Raw genomic sequence first — 22,109 nt, 5'->3', positions numbered from 1 at the left:
TTACCGACAATCCTCGACAAGCACATCCCCCTTAAATACCCCTCCCCGCTAATTCGCACAGACAACAAAACAAAAAAGCTATCGCATATACGCGATAGCTTTTTATTGTACATATGCAGCTAATGCTTCTAAAGCCTCTTCTGCATCTGAACCTTCTGTTGTAATTGTTATCATGCTTCCAGTTCCAATTGCTAAGCTCATAATCCCCATTATGCTCTTTGCATTTACTGTCTTTCCATCTTTCTCGATGAAGATATCTGCATGAAAGCGATTTGCCTCTTGTACAAACAACGCAGCCGGACGTGCTTGTAAACCGTTTTTTAATGAAACCTGAACTCTTTTTTGAACCACAGCTCCATTTCCCCTTTAACCTCTTATTTTTTTGCTACCGTTTCCCCCGCGCGTAATTTCTCTGCAATTTCATCGATTTTACGCAAACGATGATTAATACCCGACTTACTAATCTTCCCCCCGGATACCATCTCACCTAACTCTTTCAATGTTACATCTTGATAATCTCTTCGTAATTGTGCAATCTCTTGTAGTTTATCCGGCAATATATCAAGACCAACTGTCTCATCAATGTAACGAATATTTTCAATCTGCCTTAGTGCTGCACCAATTGTTTTATTTAAATTAGCTGTTTCGCAGTTCACTAAACGATTTACAGAATTACGCATATCACGTACGATTCGAATATCTTCAAATCTTAAAAGTGCATTATGAGCACCTATAATATTTAAAAACTCTGTAATTTTTTCTGCTTCTTTCAAATACGTAATGTACCCTTTTCTTCTCTCCAGCGTCTTACTATTTAAATCAAATCCGTTCATCAGTTCACATATAGCATCATTATGTTCCTTATATAACGAAAAGATTTCTAAATGATAAGATGATGTTTCTGGGTTATTTACTGAACCACCTGCTAAAAATGCTCCGCGTAAATACGATCGTTTACAACACTTCTTCTCAATCAGTTCTTGTGATATATTTCGAATAAATGAAAAGTCATCTCGAACGATATGAAGATCAGCTAATATTTCGCGAGACTTCTCAACAAGCCGCACAATATATACATTATTTTTCTTCAATCGCATTTTTTTACGAACAAGTAATTCTACCGTCACGTCATATCCTTTTTTCAAAAGCGTATAAATCCTTCTTGCAATTGCCGCATTTTCCGTTTGAATATCGATAGATAGACGGCGGTTTGAAAAAGAAAGCGACCCGTTCATTCGAAGTAGCGCTGATAATTCTGCTTTCTCACAGCATTCCTTCATCTCAAGATTCGTCAACTCTTTCTTTGTTTCTGATGCAAATGACACAGTCAACACCTCCTTATACGATTATTGCGGAACAAAATTCTTGTCCTATATGAATGAGGAGCGCTACCTCAAACGAGGCAACGCATATTTATAACAATGAATATAAAATCGAAGCTAACTTTAACGTATCATGCCTTACAACATGATCATCATACTTCGCTAATCCCTCTTGAATAACATCAATATTATTTTCAACAAAACGTTCTTCATCCACTACAACTGGTGTAGACATTTCTTCATCATATAACTTACGTAATTCACAAGGAATCTCACGGTTATTTACAATTGCAGTATTGATAAATGGTTGCCCTAAATGATCGTGTAACGCCTGCACATGATCAAAAGCAGTATATCCCATCGTTTCACCCGCTTGTGTCATAACGTTACATACATATACCTTCTTCGCCTTTGCAGCAAGAACAGCGTCTCCAATTTTGTTAACAACTAAATTGGGTAATATACTCGTATACAAACTTCCTGGGCCGAAAACAAGTAAATCAGCTCGTTTAATCTCAGCCAACGTTTCATGCAATGGCTCTACATCTTCTGGAGTCAAAAAGACGCGATTAATCTTCTTTCCGTAATAAGGAATCTTTGATTCACCTGTTACAATTTCTCCATCTTCAAGTTCCGCATGAAGTACCGCACTTTGATTCGCTGCTGGTAATACACGTCCTCTGACATTTAATACTTTACTTGTTTCCGTAATTGCATGGAAAAAGTCTCCTGTAATCGAGGTCATACCTGCCAACAATAGATTTCCTAACGCATGACCTTTCAGTCCGTCTCCTGTTGTGAAACGGTGCTGAAATAAAGCTTCCACCAATGGCTCTACATCCGATAACGCAACAAGTACGTTACGGATGTCACCTGGAGGTGGAATTTCTAGCTCATCACGTAATCTACCTGAACTGCCACCATCATCAGCAATTGTAACAACTGCTGTAATATCAACAGGATATTGCTTTAATCCTCTTAATAAAACAGAGAGTCCAGTTCCGCCTCCCATGATGACAATTTTAGGCTTTCTCTCTTTTTTCATCCCTTAATGGCCCTTTCTCTTCTCCACATCACGATGAGATACATGAACACTATACTCTGGTTTCAAATGTTTCCCAAGGTATTCTGTAAGCGTAACAGAACGATGCTGTCCACCTGTACATCCAATTGCAATTACAAGTTGACTTTTGCCTTCTCTTTTATAATGAGGCAGCATGAAAGTAATCAGATCCGTCAACTTCTCTAAAAACTTATGTGTCTCATTAAATTTCAGTACATACGAAGAAACTTCTTCATCTAGTCCTGTTAATGGCTTCATATGTGGAATGTAATATGGATTTGGTAAAAAACGAACATCAAATACTAAATCTGCATCAATTGGAATACCGTACTTAAATCCAAATGACATAACATTTACACGAAATGCTTGCTCAGTTTCTGTTGAGAACAAGTGAACAATTTTTTCACGTAATTCTTTTGGTTTTAAATCCGATGTATCAAGCACAATATTCGCTCGTGCTTTCATATCTGTTAATAAATTGCGCTCTGCTTCGATTCCCTTTAACGGCAAACCAGTTGGTGCAAGTGGATGCGAACGTCTCGTTTCTTTATAACGAGTTACAAGCGTACTATCTTTCGCATCTAAAAATAAAATATGAGGAATAATCCATGTACGTTCTGATAAATCATCAAGTGCTCCCCATAAATGTTCGAAAAACTCGCGGCCACGTAAATCAATACCAAGTGCCACTTTATTCATTTTCCCTTTTGAATCCGCCATAAGCTCAATAAACTTTGGCAATAACATCGGTGGTAAATTATCTACACAAAAATATCCTAAATCTTCAAAACTTTGTAAAGCTACTGTTTTTCCAGCTCCAGACATCCCTGTAATAATTACCATTTTTATATCATTATTCTCTGTCATCGTATCCTCTCCTTGACGGTTTAACTCGGATCTAATCGATATGAAAGCAACTCAAAATCTGGGGTATATACAAATGTACCGTAGATTATGCCATTTCCTTTAATTAAATAATCAATAATGTGATAATCTCCTGGCGCCATTGCTAAATCATCAATTTTATCAAATGTATGCCAACCAATGATGCCTTCTTCGCTCTCTAGTTTGTTTTCTCCTGCAAAATCTGTCGCTAAAAAGGAGAACATCATCCATTCAGAAACAACTTTATCACCTTCTTGGATGACAAAGGTGAAGACCCCCTTTAACGCTGGATTTTTCAAATAAATACCTGTTTCTTCACGATACTCGCGAACAACGGAATCTCTTACAGTCTCCCCACGCTCCATTTTCCCGCCTGGTGCAACCCACCAATTCCGGCGAGGTTTTTGGAGTAAGAGTACTTCATTATCTCTAATTAACACACAGTTTGTCACTCTTTGCATGTTTCTTCACCTCAGCTACTTGCAGTAAAATTCCTCACTGCATACTTCTTTCATTATACTATCAAAAACAGTTTGCTACAACGAAGGAGCCAGTCCTCTTTCGCTAAGCATATGCTACTCAGCAATTTTAAAAAAGCTTTCTATAACAAGCTTAGACTTTTAATGAATAGCATGAAAAATCCCCTTAACGCTTTTTATCGCCAAGGGGATTAAAGTACTTATTTCTTACCGAAATAAGTAACAATCGCAAATCCTAAAACAAAGGTAAGAATTGAACTTATAATTGAAAATCCACCAGTCGGAATCCCAGGGAATACAATTACAATCGAACCGATTACAAGTCCAATAATTGCCGCAAATGTCATACTTTTATAACGATCTAATAAAAAACTAATGCCTTTACTGCTTACAACAAATCCAACCATAACACCAGCACCGATAACCACGATTAAAGGTAAGTTAAGTGTAGTTAAAGCGTTAATTGCTGTTGGATACACACCAATAATTAATAAAATAAACGATCCACTGATTCCAGGAAGCAGCATGGCCATACTAGCCATCCATCCTGCGAAAAATAAACCAATTGCATTTAAAATTGTTAACGTCGTAATCGGATCTGCTGCCTTATCTGGTTTAAAGAAAGCTGTAATCGCAACAAGAATTGCTGCAACTATTAATAAAACGATGTGCTTACCTTTAAACGACGACTTTGCATCAGCTTCCCTCATTAACATCGGTAATATACTAATAATTAAACCGAGGAAGAAAAATTGAGTCGGTTCATAATGATTTGCAAGTAAATATTTAATAACGTGACTTAACGTTAAAAATGCCGCTGCCACACCAGCTGCAAGGGGAATTAAAAATCCTAAATGTTTTTTCCATTCACGACTAAAGAATCCACTAATTGCCGCAAGCAATTGTTCATAAATCCCTAACACAACAGCGATTGTACCGCCGCTCACACCAGGAATTAAATCACTAACGCCCATACAAAATCCACGATATATATTACGCCATTCCATACTGAATAAATTCCTCATTTCTTATAGTGATTTTTTCCGTAAAGTCCAGTATATCAATAAGAAAGCTTATAATCCTTATATTTTTTGACAAAACTTTGACATTTTCACACAAAAAAAGAAGAAAGCTCCTGTCGGTAGCTTTCTTCTCACAAGGTATATTATCCCTTATTTTTCTGATACAGTTTTTAATTCCTCTAATAATTCTTCTACGTAATGTTGTGCACTTTGCGCTGCAATACTACCGTCACCTGTTGCAGTTACAATTTGACGAAGCATTTTTTCACGAACATCACCAGCTGCGAAAATACCAGGGATTTTCGTTTCCATACGCTCGTTCGTTTCAAGGTAACCATTTTCATTTGTAATACCTAGTTCAACAAATGGTTTTGATAAAGGTAACATACCGATGTATACGAATACGCCGTCAGTTTTGACTTCTTTCTCTTCTCCACTATTTACGTCCACAAGTGTTACACTTCCTACTTTACCACTTGCTTCGTTGATTTCTTTTATAGTGTGATTCCAAATGAAATCTACTTTTTCGTTTTGGAAAGCACGGTCTTGTAAAATTTTCTGTGCACGAAGCGTGTCACGACGGTGAACGATCGTTACTTTTGATGCGAAGCGTGTTAAGAACACACCCTCTTCAACAGCAGAATCTCCGCCGCCAATTACGATAAGCTCTTTTCCTTTAAAGAATGCTCCGTCACATACTGCACAATATGATACACCGCGGCCGCCAAGTTCTGTTTCACCCGGTACACCAATTTTTTTATACTCTGCACCGCTTGCAACGATAATTGCACGTGCTTTATATTCTTTTTTACCAGCAATAATTGTTTTGTATTCTTTACCATCGATGACTTCTTTCACATCACCGTATGCATATTCAGCACCAAATTTCTTCGCATGCTCAAACATTTTATTTGATAAATCTGGTCCTAAAATAGACTCATAACCTGGGTAGTTTTCTACATCTTCCGTGTTTGCCATTTGGCCACCTGGAATACCACGCTCAAGCATTAATGTGCTTAAATTTGCACGAGATGTATATACTGCAGCTGTCATACCAGCTGGTCCTGCACCAATAATAACGACATCATAAATTTTTTCTTCTGACACACTATTCACTCCTATCCATTCCTACACAATTAAGTTACCCTCATTATACTGTTAGCATCATTTTTTTCCCAATGATTTGCTTATCTTATGTGTGCGTACGCTTAACAGCTTGCACATACTTTCGGACAGTCGCTACAGATACATTATATACATCTCCAAGCTCCGACTGTGTCATTTTATTTCCTTGTTCGCCGCGTACAATGTATTCAATCGCAGCTGACCAGCCGTACACATTTGTAAATATGTCTCCAGATGTATATAAACGTATGAACGTACAAAACCAAAAGTGTAAACACTCTTCAATTAATTCATCATCTTTTTTCGTATAATTGTATAATGCATCCGCAATTCTCGCGCACTGCTCAAATTGCTGTAAATCGGCTGGAATACTCTTATGACTATTAAGTAAAAAGAAGTACTTTGCAAGTTGCGATACGATGGGAACACCGTTCTTCGCTTGCGTTATATCAAAGAAGAATCCAACCTTCTCCGGCGTTGACAATTCATTCATTAAATATAAAGCTAGCATTTGTTCTTCTAGCGTCGCACTTTGCTGAAATGATTTTCGTAATTCTTCAAATAACACGTTTTGTCCTTCATCTGCTAAATTCAGCGCATTCCACGGTTCTTTTCCCTTTTTATCAGGATGTAATTCCACGACATATTGCCACATTTTTTCAGCTAGTTGCTGATCTTTCACCATATACGCAGAATATGCAAACCAATAATAAAAACTAACATCTCCCTCATATCCTTGACGCTTTAATAGTTTGAACCACTTATATGCATGCTCGAAATAACCAATTGTTGCGAGTGTAGTTCCCAGTTTCAAACGATGTTCAAATGAAATCGGATATACCGAAACTAGCTGTCCCGCTAATGCCTCTACTTGTTTATGCTCTCCAATTGAATATAGAAAAATAAGCGTATTACAAAGCGCATGTATATTACCAGGGTTTTTCTCTAAAATCATTTCTGTTAACTTCAGTGCTTTGTCTACATTACCAGATTGAAAATGTGCAATGGCTAAATTATTATGACCTGACCAAAATTCCGGATAATCTTTCGTAACAATTTCTAATGTAGCAATTGCTTCTTCCAATTGTCCATTACGAATATAGCGATTCGCTTCTTCCTGCATAACAATTAAATCATCTTCATCTTCAATCTCTTCCGCACCCATTGCTTCTTCTTCCATAATCTCAAGAAGTTCTAATGTATCTTCTACGAATTCCTTCTCTTTTGCAACTTCTAAATAACGATCTGCATATTTCTTCGCCTGTTGAAATAACCCCATATATGCATAATTATTTGCAATAAAATAATAGCACTGTTCAAGTTCTGGATTAGATCTAACTAACTTTAAGAAGATTTGATTCGATTCTTGATATTCACCAGCCTCAGATAATACTGATGCTAATTGACATAAAATAAACGGCTCCTTCTCACTTTGTGCCGCTCTTCGAAAATATTTAATTGCATCTTGCAATTTTTGTCCTTTGTAAGCTCTCATCCCTTTTTTATAAAAGAAGTCTGCTAATTGATTAAAAGAGATAACTTGTCCGTTCTCCTTATATATCCTTTGATTTTTCCCCATATATCCTCCAGTTTTTTGTTTTCTTCGTTCACACATTCTTCTATCTATAAGTATAAACGATTCCGTAAAAAACAAAACAGTATATTATACTCAATTATTTCCTTTTTATTCATAAAAAAAGAGGAGAAATGTTACATTTTCACCATGAACCTTCTCTTGCGGTCATTTGCTCTTTCGTATAAATAATACGCATTGGATTTCCACCTACGAAAGCACCGCTCGGTACATCTCTATGAACAAGTGTGCCAGCTGAGACAGTCGCACCGTCTCCAATTTTCACACCTGGTAATATTGTTACATTCGCTCCAATCATTACTTCATTTCCAATGACGATTTCGCCAAGTCGATATTCACGAATTAAATATTCATGTGCTAAAAGCGTTGTGTTATAGCCAATAATCGAATTCTCTCCCACAGTTATCTTTTCTGGGAACATAATATCCGGCATTACCATAAGCGCAAATGATGTTTTCTTTCCTACTTTCATCCGTAAAAAAGTGCGGTACAACCAATTTTTTACGGATAAAAATGGCGTGTAACGCGCAATTTGGATAATAATAAAGTTTTTCATTACCTTCCAAAAAGACACTGTTTTATACACATTCCATAACGAATTTTCTCCTGAAACAGAATAGCGCGTTGTCCGTCGCACTTAGCTCGCTCCTCTACTAACTTACTTGGACCTTTATGAACGGTTCATATTAGACAAAATCGGTAGCAAATCACTCATTTTATCTAGCATAAAGTCCGGCTTATAAGCCTCTAAATACGCTCTACCTTTCAACGTCCATGAAACCGCAGCTGTTTTCGTCCCCGCATTTTGACCACCGACAATATCATGATGATTATCCCCAACCATCAATGCCTCTTCTGGTTTTGCATCTAATAATTCAAGCGCTTTTTGAAGTGGCTCCGGATGTGGTTTCACATGCTCTACATCATCAATTGTCACGACAACATCAAAAAATTCATCAAGCTTTGACAACTGTAATCCCATCTCAACGGTTTGTCTCGCTTTCGTTGTAACAATACCAACTTTATAACCTTGCTTCTTCAACTCTCGAACTGTTTCATATACAGTTTCATATTCTTCTACTAATTCATCATGATGATCATGGTTAAATTTGCGATAGCTAGTAATCATCTCTTCAACCTTACTTTCATCAATCTTGCTGAAAGTATCATGCAAAGATGGACCGATAAATGGCAACACATCTTCACGCTTATATTGATTTGGATAATATGTATTTAAAGTATGTAAAAACGAAGAAATAATAAGTTCATTTGTATTAATTAAAGTTCCATCTAAATCAAATAACACGGTATTTATTCTCATCGCCTTAGTCCTTTCGCCTTCCTGAATATGAAAGAAGCAGCATCTTATAATAAGATGCTACTTGTCTCTAATTTTCTAAATATCTTTTATCAGCTTGCCCCATTTTTCGTCTCACAATAATGAAAATAATAGAAATAACAACAAGTCCAATTGACATTACTTGTGCAATACGAAGTGGTCCTAGCATTAAACTATCTGTACGTAAGCCTTCTACGAAGAAGCGTCCTACTGAATACCAAATTAAATATGTGAAGAATAACTCCCCGCGACGTAAATTCACTTTTCTTAATGCAAGTAGTAAAATTACACCTGCAAAATTCCATAATGATTCATATAAAAACGTCGGATGATAGTACACACCCTCAATATACATTTGATTAATAATGAAATCTGGTAAATGAAGACCTTCTAAAAACTGTCTCGTTACTTCATCACCATGCGCCTCTTGGTTCATAAAGTTTCCCCATCGGCCAATTGCTTGTCCTAGTAAAATACTTGGTGCAGCAATATCAGCCAACTTCCAGAAGGAAACCCCGCGTCGCTTCGCAAAAAGAATTCCGGTAATAACAGCTCCGATTAAACCACCATGAATCGCCAAACCGCCTTGACGAATATTAATAATTTGACTCGGATTTTGTGCGTAATATTCCCATTCAAAAATAACATAGTACATTCTCGCAAAAAGAATAGCGATCGGTACTGCAATTAATACAAGGTCAACAAATGTATCTTTTGGAATACCTAGCCTTTCTCCCTCGCGAGTTGCCAGCCAAAGACCTAATAGCACACCTGTACCGATAATAATCCCGTACCAATACACAGGAAACGGCCCAAGTTGGATAGCTACACGGTCAAGCTGTGGTACAGAAGCTAACAGCATATGTATATGACCTCCCTCTCCAAAGTTTACTCCTGATTTCCTAACTCAATTGCACTCATTAATCGTTCAGAGAACTGCTGTGCTGCATTGACTCCCATACGTTTCAAACGGAAGTTCATCGCTGCTACTTCAATAATAACAGCCAAGTTTCGACCAGGACGAACTGGAAGTGTAATCTTCGTAAGTTCTGTATCAATAATCTTCATCTTCTCTTCATCAAGACCTAAGCGATCGTAATTTTTCTTTTGATCCCAAATTTCAAGATTAATAACAAGTGTAATACGCTTATAATTTCGCACTGCCCCTGCACCGAATAACGTCATAACGTTAATAATGCCTAGACCACGAATTTCTAATAAATGCTCAATTAAATCTGGTGAACTTCCGACTAACATGTCTTCATCTTCTTGACGAATTTCTACACTATCATCCGCAACAAGACGGTGACCACGCTTTACAAGCTCAAGAGCTGTCTCACTTTTACCAACACCACTTTGACCTGTAATTAAAACACCAACGCCGTAAATATCTACTAACACACCATGAACAGCTGTTGTTGGTGCTAACTTACCTTCTAAATAGTTTGTTAAACGACTTGATAATCTCGTTGTCGTTTGAGAAGAACGTAATAAAGGCATACCTGATTCACGTGATGCTTGTAATAACTCATCTGGTACATCTTGATTGCGAGTTACAATAATACATGGCGTCTCCTCAGTACAAAGCGCTTTCATTCTCTCTTGTTTTTGCTCTGACGTTAACGTGTCAAAGAAAGTAAGCTCCGTTTTACCAAGAAGCTGCACACGATCTGCTGGATAGTATGTAAAAAATCCTGCCATTTCAATTCCAGGTCGTGATAAATCACTTGTATCAATTGGACGATGAATACCTTCTTCACCACTGATTAACTCCAATTGAAATTGTTCAATTAAATCTTTTGTCCTTACTTTCGGCATATGTATAAACCTCCACTCCGCTGCGGGTTCAGTCTCGTTTGATGTAAAATTCCATTCTATCGGATATTGTACCATTTTTTTCTGGAAACAAGAAATACGGTTTCTAATAAATAGAAAAAAACATTTCATACGAATAATGAAATGTTTTTCTTTTTGTCACTTTCTCTTTTTTTCATATAGAGGCTCAACAATTGCCTTTTCAATTATCATATTAAAAATTGAAATACAAATTGCCGCAACAATCGCTACACCAAATCCTGATATATTAAAAGCATCTCCTAATAATGAATCTGCTATTTTTAACGTAATCGCATTAATAACAATTAAGAAGAAGCCGAAAGTTACAACAGTAATTGGTAGCGTAATTAAAATTAAAAACGGCTTTACGAACACATTTAAAACCGCCAATATAATACTCGCAATAATTGCAGTTTGTATATTTGCTACGTAAAATGCATCTGGTGCAATCCCTTTTAAAAGTCCCGATACAGCGATTAACACAACGCTATTTACAAGAAGTGATACAATCCATCTCATTTCGTTACACATCCTTTTAAACATATATATTTCATCATACGCTAATAGATAAGAAACGCAAGTATGATACGAACACTTATATCAACTTATTCTATCTTTCATGCTTGTATACCTACTAACATTTCTTAGTAAAATAAGGGCCGCACCATCTATGTTCATGAGTTTTTACAAAAGTCCAATTGAACTCTTTATCTACAATATAGATATCACCCTTATACATATCATCCGTCTCACACAATATATCATCCATATGTAACAAACTCGCATCCTTTATTAACAGTACCTCATCACAGTGTTGATAGAAAATGTAGCAATCCTTTTTCACTTCATTATGAAACGCGTTCTTTGCTTCTTTCCCCTCTAAACACTTCTTTTTCTCATAACTAAATATGTGCCAAAGATACCCACATCCATACTTATCTCCATAAAGAAAAATGTCTTCTTTTTCTTCATCACTTAAATGATTTGCAAAGTGATCCTCCCAGAGCTTTCGAAAATATACACCCCAACTTTGAAACTCTCTTACCTTCATATTTTTCTTCCTTAACACCTCTAAAAACTCCATCTTCTCCCCCTATACAATAAAAACCGAGCGTCATTTCCACCCGGTTTTCATCAATAAACTTATTGCGATAACTCTACTTCTTTTATTTTCTCTTTCATTCTTGCTTTATCACGATTTAAAATCTCTTTTAAATATTTACCTGTGTACGAGCGCTCTTCTTTCACTACTTGCTCTGGCGTTCCGGAAGCAACGATTTGTCCACCTTTATCTCCACCCTCTGGTCCAAGGTCAACTATATAATCAGCTGTTTTTATCACATCTAAATTATGTTCAATTACAAGTACCGTCTCACCGCTCTCAACAAGACGTTGCAGCACTTCTAGAAGACGTGCAATATCATGCGCATGCAAACCAGTCGTTGGTTCATCTAAAATGTATAACGTACGTCCTGTAGAACGACGATGTAATTCAGAAGCTAATTTCACACGCTGTGCTTCCCCACCAGATAATGTTGTTGCTGGTTGACCTAATTTCATATAACCAAGCCCAACGTCTACAAGCGTTTGAAGTTTACGCTTAATTTTTGGGATATTAGCGAAGAACTCTACTCCATCTTCAATTGTCATCCCTAACACTTCAGAAATATTCTTATCTTTATACTTCACTTCTAACGTTTCGCGGTTATAACGTTTACCATGACAAACTTCACATGGAACGTATACGTCTGGTAAGAAGTGCATTTCGATTTTAATAATTCCATCACCACGGCACGCTTCACAACGGCCACCTTTTACGTTAAAGCTGAAACGTCCTTTTTGATATCCGCGCACTTTCGCTTCATTCGTTTGTGCAAACACATCACGAATATCATCAAATACACCTGTGTACGTCGCTGGATTAGAACGTGGTGTACGACCGATTGGTGATTGGTCAATATCAATTACTTTATCTAAATGTTCAAGACCTTTAATTTCTTTATGCGTACCCGGCTTCGCTTTCGCTTTATATAACTTTTGCGCTAACGATTTATATAGTACTTCATTAATCATCGTACTTTTACCTGATCCAGATACACCTGTTACCGCTACAAACGTACCAAGCGGGAATGACATCTTCGCATTCTTTAAGTTATTCTCTTTTGCGCCGACAATTTCCACTTTCCTTCCGTCACCTTTACGTCTTTCAAGTGGAACAGGAATAAACTCTTTACCGCTTAAATACTTCCCTGTTAATGAATTATCATCTTGCATCACTTCAGCCGGTGTACCTGCTGATACGACTTGTCCACCGTGAATACCTGCACCAGGCCCTATATCAAGTAAATAGTCAGCAGCCATCATCGTATCTTCATCATGTTCAACAACAATTAACGTATTACCTAAATCGCGCATTTCTTGCAATGTACGAATAAGACGATCGTTATCACGCTGGTGTAAACCAATTGAAGGTTCATCAAGAATATAAAGTACGCCAGTTAGACGAGAACCAATTTGCGTCGCTAAACGAATACGCTGCGCCTCACCACCTGATAAAGTTCCTGCGGCACGACTTAACGTTAAATAATCTAAACCAACGTTCACTAAGAACCCAACGCGCTCCTGAATTTCTCTTAAAATTAAATGAGCTATTTTTTGTTGCTTCTCCGTTAGCTCTACATTCGAGAAGAATTCTTGTACTTCTTGAACTGAATACTTCGTTACGTCAGCAATCGTTTTATTGCCAACAAATACAGCTAAGCTCTCAGGCTTTAAGCGTCCACCTTTACACTTCGGACAAGCTTGTTCTGCCATATACTTTTCCATTTGCTCACGAATGTAATCGGAGCTCGTTTCACGATAACGACGTTCAATGTTTGGAATAACACCTTCAAATAAAATCTCATTTTCCTTTACTTGACCAAATTCATTTACATAGCGGAAATAAACCTTCTCTTCCCCGCTTCCGTACAACACTTTATCAAATAAATCTTTCGGTATATTTTTCACAGGCACATCCATATCAACGCCGTAGTGATTACATACAGATTGTAAAAGTTGTGGGTAATATTGTGAACTTGTCGGTTCCCAAGGTGCAATTGCATGTTCATTTAATGATAAATCCCAGTTCGGGATAACAAGCTCTAAATCTACCTCTAGCTTTGAACCAAGTCCATCACAAGAAGGACATGCTCCGAACGGACTGTTGAATGAGAACATACGCGGCTCTAATTCTCCGATTGAAAAACCACAATGCGGACAAGCATGATGTTCACTAAATAGAAGTTCCTCTTCTCCCATTACATCAATTAACACTCGGCCTCCGCCAAGCTTTAATGCACTTTCAAGTGAATCAGCAAGACGGCTTGCGATTCCTTCTTTTACAACAATACGGTCAATTACAACTTCAATGGAATGCTTCTTATTTTTATCTAACGTAATATCTTCAGATACATCAAGCATTTCACCATCAACACGTACACGAACATATCCTTGCTTCTTAATATCTTCAAGTACTTTCACATGTGCACCTTTACGCCCAGACACGATAGGAGCTAACACTTGTAATTTCGTACGTTCAGGATATTCAAGAACACGGTCTACCATCTGCTCTACTGTTTGTGATGTAATTTCAATCCCATGATTTGGACAAATTGGCGTACCAATTCGCGCAAATAATAAACGTAAATAATCATAAATCTCCGTTACCGTTCCGACAGTTGAACGTGGATTACGACTCGTTGTTTTTTGATCGATTGAAATCGCTGGTGACAATCCTTCAATCGTGTCCACATCCGGCTTATCCATTTGTCCTAAAAACTGGCGCGCATACGCAGATAATGATTCTACGTATCTGCGCTGCCCTTCTGCATAAATCGTATCAAATGCTAATGATGATTTCCCCGAACCAGACAATCCCGTTACAACGACAAGCTGATTTCTCGGAATGGTTACATCAATATTTTTTAAGTTATGTGCTCTAGCACCTTTTACAACGATAAAATCCTTGCTCTTACTCACTTTTTTCACCCTTCCGCTTTTAATTCTAATAGTAAATCTCTTAGTTCAGCTGCACGCTCGAAGTCTAACGCTTTTGCTGCTTCTTTCATCTCTGCTTCCATCTTCGCAATTGTCTTTTCGCGCTCTTTTTTCGTCATCTTCTTAGCTGGTGCTGCTTCGTATGTTTCTGTCTCTTCAGCAGCTGTCGTTGCACGGATAACATCACGAACGCCTTTTTGAATCGTTTTCGGCGTAATACCATGCTCTTCATTGTAAGCTTCTTGTATACTACGACGACGCTTCGTTTCTTCAATCGCAATCCCCATAGATTTCGTGATACGATCTGCATACATAATAACGCGGCCGTTTTCATTACGCGCGGCACGACCAATTGTTTGAATTAATGAACGTTCTGAACGCAAAAATCCTTCCTTATCAGCATCTAAAATAGCTACAAGTGATACTTCCGGAATATCTAATCCTTCTCGCAATAAGTTAATACCGACAAGTACATCAAATTTACCGAGGCGGAGATCACGGATAATTTCAATACGTTCTAACGTTTTAATTTCAGAGTGAAGATAGTTAACTTTAATTCCTACATCTTTTAAGTAATCCGTTAAATCCTCTGACATTTTCTTCGTTAAAGTCGTAATTAATACACGTTCATTTTTTGCAATGCGATCTTGAATCTCTCCTAATAAATCGTCAATTTGCCCTTCAATTGGTCGTATATCAATTGGTGGATCTAAAAGCCCTGTTGGACGAATAATTTGTTCTATTACTTCTGGTGACTGCTCTAACTCGTACGGTCCTGGCGTTGCTGAAACATAAATAACTTGATTCGTTTTCTCCTCAAACTCATCAAACATGAGCGGTCTATTATCTAAAGCTGATGGCAGACGGAATCCATGATCCACAAGCACTTGTTTACGTGCTTGGTCACCGTTATACATCGCTCTTACTTGCGGTACTGATACGTGCGACTCATCCATAACGATTAAGAAATCTTTCGGGAAATAGTCTAATAACGTATACGGCGTTGCCCCCGCTGGACGAAGTGTTAAATGACGGGAGTAGTTTTCAATACCTGAACAAAAGCCCATCTCGCGCATCATTTCTAAATCATAACGTGTACGCTGCTCTATACGCTGCGCTTCTAACAACTTACCGTTATCATTTAACTCCTTTAAACGCTCTTCTAATTCTTTTTCGATATTTTCAATAGCGACCTTCATTTTCTCTTCACGTGTAACGAAGTGAGATGCTGGGAAGATTGCTACATGATCACGTTCTGCTAATACTTCACCTGTTAACGCATTTACTTCACGAATACGATCAATTTCATCGCCGAAAAATTCAATCCGAATACAATGCTCATCAAGTGATGCTGGGAAGATTTCAACTACATCTCCGCGCACACGGAATGTACCACGCTTGAAATCAATATCATTACGTCCATACTGTACATCAACAAGTTCACGAAGCAATTGATTGCGGTCTTTTTCCATACCAACTCGAAGCGAAACAACTAGTTCGCGGTATTCTTCTGGAGAACCTAAACCATATATACACGAAACACTCGCAACGATAATTACATCGTCCCGTTCAAATAATGCAGACGTTGCCGAGTGACGCAATTTATCAATTTCATCATTAATCTGCGCATCTTTTTCAATAAACGTATCTGTTTGTGGTACATACGCTTCTGGCTGATAATAATCGTAGTAACTAACAAAATATTCAACTGCATTATTCGGGAAAAAGTCTTTCAACTCACTATATAACTGCCCTGCTAACGTTTTATTATGAGCCATAACAAGTGTTGGCTTTTGCACTTCTTTAATGACATTTGAAATCGTAAATGTCTTACCCGTTCCTGTCGCTCCAAGCAACACTTGCTTTTTCTTTCCACTATTAATTCCCTCTACAAGCTTCTCTATAGCTACCGGCTGATCACCTTGCGGGGAATACGCTGAGACAATTTCAAATTGACGTTCCAAGAAAATCCGACCTCCTCATAAAAATCTGTATTATTATTTTACCACGAATACCTATAAAAAACCTAAAAAAAACGAACAGATATTCGGTAAAGTTTTCGACAATATACACATAGAAAAAGGAAGGAGTAAATACCTCCTTCCTCTACTCATTCTATTTTTTAGGTACATATACTAAGTCATATCCATTGCGCCCAGCTTCATTCATACAATCTATTAACCGATAAGTACTTTCTGATTCGCGCTGCTCTTTAACAATACTTTTACAACTATCTTTATGTAACCCTTTATCCTTCCCAGCAAATTTGTCTTTTCTATTATCTGACACATAAAATATATCGTTCCCACTATACTCTAACGTTTGAAAAATCGGGTCCCCTTCAAGGGTATACTGTACAATTCTTATTTTATCAACTTCCCTTTGCTCGACATTCAAAACGAACTTTTCAAATTTATCTAGATTGAGAATTCCTGCTCCCTTTACAATGACATCATTCTTCTTATCAATTGTAGTGCTAGATGATGAACATACTACTAAACTAAAGAGAAATAGACTTATAAAACTGGTTCTTTTTCCTATTGTCATCCTCTCCTATAAAAATTATTCGTATACCAGAAAAGCTACTTTCAACTATGAAAGTAGCTTTTCTTTTCCTTTCTCCTTCTTCGGAAAAATCACATATGAAAATGAAATCGCTGTATCAACTAAAAATATAATCGCCCATACTTGACTCACGCGACTTGCAGCTTTATTTAAAACGATTCCCGATTCTAACCAATTACCCCATTGTTCAAATGGAATAAATCCATACGCGAAGTAAAAGAATATGTGCACACCAACGAATAAAACAAGATGTAATACCCAATTTTTTATTTCCTGCTTTGCATAGGCCATGCCTGTTAATTCTACCTGTTCTTCAATAATAGGCGCCGGTTCATTACGCCATTTCGCAACTGATTTTTGTACAAATATATCAAGCTTCTTTAAATCCTTTTTCCCGTAGAAAACTGCATATAATAAAATGATTACAGTAATGATCTGAAAGTTAGAGAACTTTCCTGTTTGATAATAGTCCACTACCCCTAAAGTTAAAATAAACACTTCATTTACGAGGAGTACAATCCCCATAATAAAACTCGCCCTTTTCAAACGGAATCCGTAGCGAAGTAAAAAGAAACCGATAGCTGATAACCAAAATACAATTTCTGCCCCAATTAAAAAATACCAACGATATTCTGCGAGTATACTCATTTATCCTTCTCCCTTTCATCATAAATACGAAAAGCCTCATCCATATATACTAAAAGTTCTTCTTCAATTGGATACATGCTCATTTTCTGTGAATCTTCCTTCGATTTTCTAACTTCCCATAACTTATCTAAAAATGCTTCGTCACCATTAGCCATTTCTAAACACTTCTGCATTAATCTCTTCGTTGCCTCTTGTACTTCATCACTCGTGACTTCTTTACCTTCTTTCATAAAAGTACGTAATTGCTTTAATAAATCTACCCATTCTAAAACATTCGGATCTTCCTCACTCATATTTGGCAAATTCTGAAGCAATTTTTGTTCTTCCTTTGAAAATACTTCATTTTGAAATATTTCACGTATACGAGGAGACTGTTTTGAAAGCTGAATAAGTTCAAACATAACTTTCCAATCAAGTTCTCCCTCTACATCTACCGAATAAACAACTGCTTGTAAAACACGCTCCATTCGATTAAATTTCTTTTGTTCTTCCTGTACAAACCGAAGTTGTTTTTCAAGCGATTTTTTTAAATCCAGCTCACCTTTTACTAACATATTCGCAGCTTCTTTTAATGAAAATCCCATTTCTTTTAAAAATAAAATTTGTTGCAAACGAATAACGTCATTTTCACTATATAACCGATGTCCACCCTCTGTTTTTCCGCTCGGCTTTAATAAATCTATTTGATCATAATAACGTAGTGTACGTACTGTAACCCCTGTTTCTCTCGTCAATTCTTGTATTGAAATCACTACCATCACCTCTTCCCCTCATTATAAAAGATGACGTTACGTAACTTTCAAGCGTTTTGTAAAAAAAATACAAAAAACTGTTTATACAAAGTGTATAAACAGCTTTTATGGAAATACCCCCTTTTGTATGGCGCGCCCACAAAATAAAATAAGTGCCCCAACAACAACACTCGTTGCTGTTTTATGATAATGAGCTGACATTAATAAATAATATGATAAACCTACAGTGCCAAGCATAATACAAATACTCGGTACTGGATTACGAGAGAAGTTCTGCATTCCCCAAAACAAAGCAAAAATAGCCGTAGCGACACATAATACCGGTAATCCCATCCCAGTTCCCCTTTTTCTATCTATTATTCTTTGTTGCTAACACGCTCGTTGATGCGATACTAATTAATAAATCAAAACCAATCCTTATATATTTAAACGTTTACTCTAATTGAAATCTCTCAAACCTATCGTTCATTTTCTCTCCCCTTACTCCAGCGTAAATATTTCCTCCACCTTCACTCCAAAATACTTGGCGATTTTTAAAGATAACTCTAGACTCGGATTGTAATGATGGTTTTCAATCGCCACTATCGTCTGCCGCGTCACTTGCATCGCCTTTGCCATTTCAACTTGCGTTATATGATTTTGCTTTCTTAACTCTTTTATTTTATTTTTCACACCCATAGGCTCCACCTTCAAAAGTAAAGATATCTTTACTTAAATTATAAATATTTTCCAGTTACAAGTAAAGATATCTTTACAAATTTTAGAAAAACGTTTCATTAAACATCTACTCTAACGAAGTACAAGAGTAATTCAATTTATATCAGCGTAACTTAAATTATATCGGCGATTTTTTAAATATATCGACTTACCGACAAATATCGACATCCGTAGCACTACTATAATCATAAGAAAAAGCTGTCCCCAAATACCTTCGGGAACAGCTTTCTCCTCTACTACATAAATCCTAGCGCATATACAAGAACGTATCCAAGAACCGATAAGCAAACCGAGCCAATCAGCCCCGCCATGAACGCTTTGCTTCCTAACTTACGGAACGTTTTAAACTCTACATTTAAACCAAGTCCTGCCATCGCCATTGCGATTAGCATATAAGCAATGACAACAATGTATCCCGCAACAACTTCTGGAATAATCCCGAGCGAATGCACTGCACTCATCGCTAAAAATCCGAAAATGAACCATGGAATTGGAAGGTCGCGCCACGATCTTTTTTCCTTGCTTCCTTCACTCTTTCCAAACCATAATCCAATTAAAATTGCTACTGGTACGAGCATTGCAACGCGCGTTAACTTCACGATAACTGCGATGTCTACAGCTGTACTTCCTCCTGGCGCCGCAGCTGCGATAACATGAGCAATTTCATGCAGCGTGGCCCCTGAGAATACACCGTAACCATATGGAGATAGGCCAAGCACTGGATATAATAACGTATAAATAAGCGTAAATATCGTACCTAAAATAGCAATAATTGCAGCCCCAACTGCCGTTTCATCATCTTTTGCTTTCACTTGCGGCGCAATTGCCACGACCGCTGCCGCCCCGCAAATTGCTGTACCACATGCTGTTAAAATCCCAAGTTTCTTTTCTACCTTAAATACTTTCGTTAGTCCATATACAACGAAAATCGTAAATGTAATAACAACCGCTGCGATGACCAATACTTTCGGCCCTGCCTTCGCAATATCAACAAGATTTAATCGCATTCCAAGTAAGATGATTCCAAAGCGCAGCAACTTCTTACTCGCAAAGTTCGTCCCTGCAATTGCATCATGAGGAACTCCAATTGCCGCACGCCAAACCATCCCAATTAGAATAGCAATTACTAATTGTCCCATAATATTTAAAAATGGAAGCTCTGCTAAATATTTCGCAGCAATTGCGATTAATAGCGTAATCCCAATCCCTTGCGAAAATCCAAAACGCTTCTTCTTTTGTATAACAAGTGTTTGTTCCATTTTGAACCACTCCAATAATCGTATTGGAACATGCATGTTCTTTCTACTTACATTATAAGAGAGTTTCTATAATAAGTTTAATACCAATACCAAATCTCTATCATTAGAAATACTTATGATAAGATGATAGAAAAAGAAAGGAGCCCATTATATGAACGTAGACATTTTAAAAATTTTTGTTACTGTCGTTGAGCAGAAACACTTCTCTCGTGCAGCAGAATTATTAAACCTTTCACAGCCTGGAGTAAGTATGCATATACGCAACTTAGAAAACGAATTTGGTACTACACTTATTCAACGCTCCCCGAAGCACGTCCAAGTTACGGAAGCTGGAAACATATTATATATACATGCAAAGCAAATGCTCTCTCTTTACGAAGATGCGAAACAAGAAATTAATGAACTACATAACGTTGTAACAGGAACACTGCGCATTGGTGCTAGTTTTACAATTGGCGAATACTTACTTCCAAAAATACTGGCTAACTATGCAAATGAAAATCCACACGTCGAAGTTCATACTTTCATCTCAAATACAGAAGACGTCTTACAAAGTCTTCGCTCTAATCAAATCGATATCGGTTTAGTGGAAGGGCAAGTCGTATACGCCGACGTTGACGTTGAAACATTTATGCAAGATGAAATGAAGCTCGTCGTTCCGCCAAATCATCCACTGCTCCGCACAAATGAAATAAATGAAAGCACACTCCAAGATCAAGTATGGGTATTAAGAGAAAGTGGTTCTGGTACACGCGCTTATAGTGACCGCTTTATTCATCAACACCATTTAAAAATGAAACGATTCTTTACATTCAGTAGTATACAAAGCGTAAAGGAAGCTGTTAGTGCCGGGCTTGGCATCGCTATCCTTTCTGATTGGACTGTACGGAAAGAGCTACTAGCAAAAGAACTATTCCACGTCGAAGTTCCAAATGAACAACTCATCCGTCCATTCTCCATCGTGCGCGGCAAATATTTCATTCCATCTAAAGCCATTCAAGTGTTCTTAAATCATGTAGATTCTTTTGCAAAAAAACAGAGTTGACCTTCACATTAGTGTGAAGGTTTACAATACATGTAAAAGGAGTGAAATACATTGCGAATTGGAGAATTATCAAAAGAAACTGGCGTTAGTGAAAGATCACTAAGACATTACGAAGAAAAGGGATTACTCCCTTCTAAGCGCCTTGCAAATGGCTACCGTGATTTTGATGAAAGTGCCATCGAAAAAGTGGAGCTTATTCAAATGTACTTACAAATTGGCTTAAATTTAGAAGAGACGGCAAGGATGCTGCGCTGCCTTGAAATTGAACCGCACCTGTACGACAATCCGTGCAGCAGTATCCTTACGCTTTACGAAGATAAACTCAATGAATTAACAAAGCAAATCTCATTGCTTTCCAACATCCAAACGAATTTGCAAAAACACGTTTCACTCCTAAAACATGCAAAAGAAAAGGGATGA

The 22,109-nt window shown here is 37.4% G+C and carries 24 protein-coding genes; 2 read left to right on the top strand and 22 right to left on the bottom strand.

What is annotated here, in order from left to right; genetic code table 11:
• Positions 1–102: 102 nt before the first annotated feature.
• From EBQ15_RS13385 to EBQ15_RS13280, 22 genes are all read right to left on the bottom strand, one after another.
• Positions 103–351, bottom strand: coding sequence for an HPr family phosphocarrier protein (locus tag EBQ15_RS13385; RefSeq protein ID WP_000250307.1), 249 nt, complete (start codon positions 349–351; stop codon positions 103–105).
• Positions 352–374: 23 nt separating this feature from the next.
• Positions 375–1,325, bottom strand: a complete 951-nt coding sequence (gene whiA / locus EBQ15_RS13380) for a DNA-binding protein WhiA (RefSeq protein ID WP_000006560.1) — start codon at positions 1,323–1,325, stop codon at positions 375–377.
• 88 nt (positions 1,326–1,413) lie between these two features.
• Positions 1,414–2,367, bottom strand: a complete 954-nt coding sequence (locus EBQ15_RS13375) for a gluconeogenesis factor YvcK family protein (protein WP_000712186.1) — start codon at positions 2,365–2,367, stop codon at positions 1,414–1,416.
• A gap of 3 nt (positions 2,368–2,370) precedes the next feature.
• Entirely contained in the window at positions 2,371–3,252 is an 882-nt protein-coding gene (gene rapZ / locus EBQ15_RS13370; RefSeq protein WP_000138459.1) for an RNase adapter RapZ, read from the bottom strand.
• A 20-nt stretch (positions 3,253–3,272) separates the two neighbouring features.
• A complete protein-coding gene (locus tag EBQ15_RS13365; protein ID WP_001190080.1) occupies positions 3,273–3,731 on the bottom strand; it encodes an NUDIX hydrolase in 459 nt (152 codons plus the stop codon).
• 218 nt (positions 3,732–3,949) lie between these two features.
• Positions 3,950–4,756: a DUF368 domain-containing protein gene (locus EBQ15_RS13360; protein WP_000455198.1), complete on the bottom strand. Its 807-nt coding sequence runs from the start codon at positions 4,754–4,756 to the stop codon at positions 3,950–3,952.
• Positions 4,757–4,921: 165 nt separating this feature from the next.
• The gene (gene trxB, locus EBQ15_RS13355; RefSeq protein ID WP_001288078.1) at positions 4,922–5,878 is read right to left on the bottom strand and encodes a thioredoxin-disulfide reductase; all 957 of its coding nucleotides are present in this window, start codon (positions 5,876–5,878) and stop codon (positions 4,922–4,924) included.
• An 85-nt stretch (positions 5,879–5,963) separates the two neighbouring features.
• Positions 5,964–7,475, bottom strand: a complete 1,512-nt coding sequence (locus tag EBQ15_RS13350; RefSeq protein WP_000517720.1) for a tetratricopeptide repeat protein — start codon at positions 7,473–7,475, stop codon at positions 5,964–5,966.
• 139 nt (positions 7,476–7,614) lie between these two features.
• Complete coding sequence (locus tag EBQ15_RS13345) at positions 7,615–8,127, bottom strand: acyltransferase (protein ID WP_001255088.1); 513 nt, start codon at positions 8,125–8,127, stop codon at positions 7,615–7,617.
• Between the two features lie 33 nt (positions 8,128–8,160).
• Positions 8,161–8,811 carry a pyrophosphatase PpaX gene (gene ppaX, locus EBQ15_RS13340; protein ID WP_002097946.1) on the bottom strand — a complete coding sequence of 217 codons (651 nt, stop codon included), beginning with the start codon at positions 8,809–8,811 and terminating at the stop codon, positions 8,161–8,163.
• A 67-nt stretch (positions 8,812–8,878) separates the two neighbouring features.
• Positions 8,879–9,691: a prolipoprotein diacylglyceryl transferase gene (gene lgt, locus EBQ15_RS13335; RefSeq protein WP_000922848.1), complete on the bottom strand. Its 813-nt coding sequence runs from the start codon at positions 9,689–9,691 to the stop codon at positions 8,879–8,881.
• A gap of 26 nt (positions 9,692–9,717) precedes the next feature.
• On the bottom strand, positions 9,718–10,647 hold the full coding sequence (hprK, locus tag EBQ15_RS13330) for an HPr(Ser) kinase/phosphatase (protein ID WP_001127250.1): 930 nt from the start codon (positions 10,645–10,647) through the stop codon (positions 9,718–9,720).
• A gap of 156 nt (positions 10,648–10,803) precedes the next feature.
• Positions 10,804–11,184, bottom strand: a complete 381-nt coding sequence (locus EBQ15_RS13325; RefSeq protein WP_001267308.1) for a phage holin family protein — start codon at positions 11,182–11,184, stop codon at positions 10,804–10,806.
• Positions 11,185–11,299: 115 nt separating this feature from the next.
• On the bottom strand, positions 11,300–11,749 hold the full coding sequence (locus tag EBQ15_RS13320) for a DUF4275 family protein (RefSeq protein WP_000394743.1): 450 nt from the start codon (positions 11,747–11,749) through the stop codon (positions 11,300–11,302).
• 59 nt (positions 11,750–11,808) lie between these two features.
• On the bottom strand, positions 11,809–14,685 hold the full coding sequence (gene uvrA / locus EBQ15_RS13315; protein ID WP_000045583.1) for an excinuclease ABC subunit UvrA: 2,877 nt from the start codon (positions 14,683–14,685) through the stop codon (positions 11,809–11,811).
• A 5-nt stretch (positions 14,686–14,690) separates the two neighbouring features.
• Complete coding sequence (gene uvrB / locus EBQ15_RS13310; RefSeq protein WP_000441053.1) at positions 14,691–16,667, bottom strand: excinuclease ABC subunit B; 1,977 nt, start codon at positions 16,665–16,667, stop codon at positions 14,691–14,693.
• Between the two features lie 151 nt (positions 16,668–16,818).
• Positions 16,819–17,250 (bottom strand): DUF4362 domain-containing protein, encoded by a 432-nt coding sequence (locus EBQ15_RS13305; RefSeq protein ID WP_000152005.1) that lies wholly within the window; start codon positions 17,248–17,250, stop codon positions 16,819–16,821.
• Between the two features lie 45 nt (positions 17,251–17,295).
• Positions 17,296–17,916, bottom strand: a complete 621-nt coding sequence (locus tag EBQ15_RS13300) for a hypothetical protein (protein WP_000025226.1) — start codon at positions 17,914–17,916, stop codon at positions 17,296–17,298.
• A complete protein-coding gene (locus EBQ15_RS13295; RefSeq protein ID WP_000260343.1) occupies positions 17,913–18,674 on the bottom strand; it encodes a MerR family transcriptional regulator in 762 nt (253 codons plus the stop codon). Before EBQ15_RS13295 ends, EBQ15_RS13300 begins: the two co-directional genes overlap by 4 nt.
• 99 nt (positions 18,675–18,773) lie before the next feature.
• Positions 18,774–19,001: a hypothetical protein gene (locus EBQ15_RS13290; protein WP_000524122.1), complete on the bottom strand. Its 228-nt coding sequence runs from the start codon at positions 18,999–19,001 to the stop codon at positions 18,774–18,776.
• A gap of 147 nt (positions 19,002–19,148) precedes the next feature.
• Entirely contained in the window at positions 19,149–19,346 is a 198-nt protein-coding gene (locus EBQ15_RS13285; RefSeq protein WP_000538364.1) for a helix-turn-helix transcriptional regulator, read from the bottom strand.
• 275 nt (positions 19,347–19,621) lie between these two features.
• On the bottom strand, positions 19,622–20,644 hold the full coding sequence (locus EBQ15_RS13280; RefSeq protein WP_000438433.1) for a YeiH family protein: 1,023 nt from the start codon (positions 20,642–20,644) through the stop codon (positions 19,622–19,624).
• Between the two features lie 151 nt (positions 20,645–20,795).
• Here EBQ15_RS13280 and EBQ15_RS13275 point away from each other — a divergent pair, with 151 nt between their 5' ends.
• Entirely contained in the window at positions 20,796–21,689 is an 894-nt protein-coding gene (locus EBQ15_RS13275) for a LysR family transcriptional regulator (RefSeq protein WP_001099987.1), read from the top strand.
• 51 nt (positions 21,690–21,740) lie between these two features.
• Positions 21,741–22,109: a MerR family transcriptional regulator gene (locus EBQ15_RS13270; protein ID WP_001219195.1), complete on the top strand. Its 369-nt coding sequence runs from the start codon at positions 21,741–21,743 to the stop codon at positions 22,107–22,109.

This window comes from Bacillus sp. 2D03, assembly GCF_003946765.1.
GTDB lineage: Bacteria > Bacillota > Bacilli > Bacillales > Bacillaceae_G > Bacillus_A > Bacillus_A cereus.
Note: the sequence above shows the minus strand (reverse complement) of the source record. Positions and strands in the feature narration are given on the sequence as shown.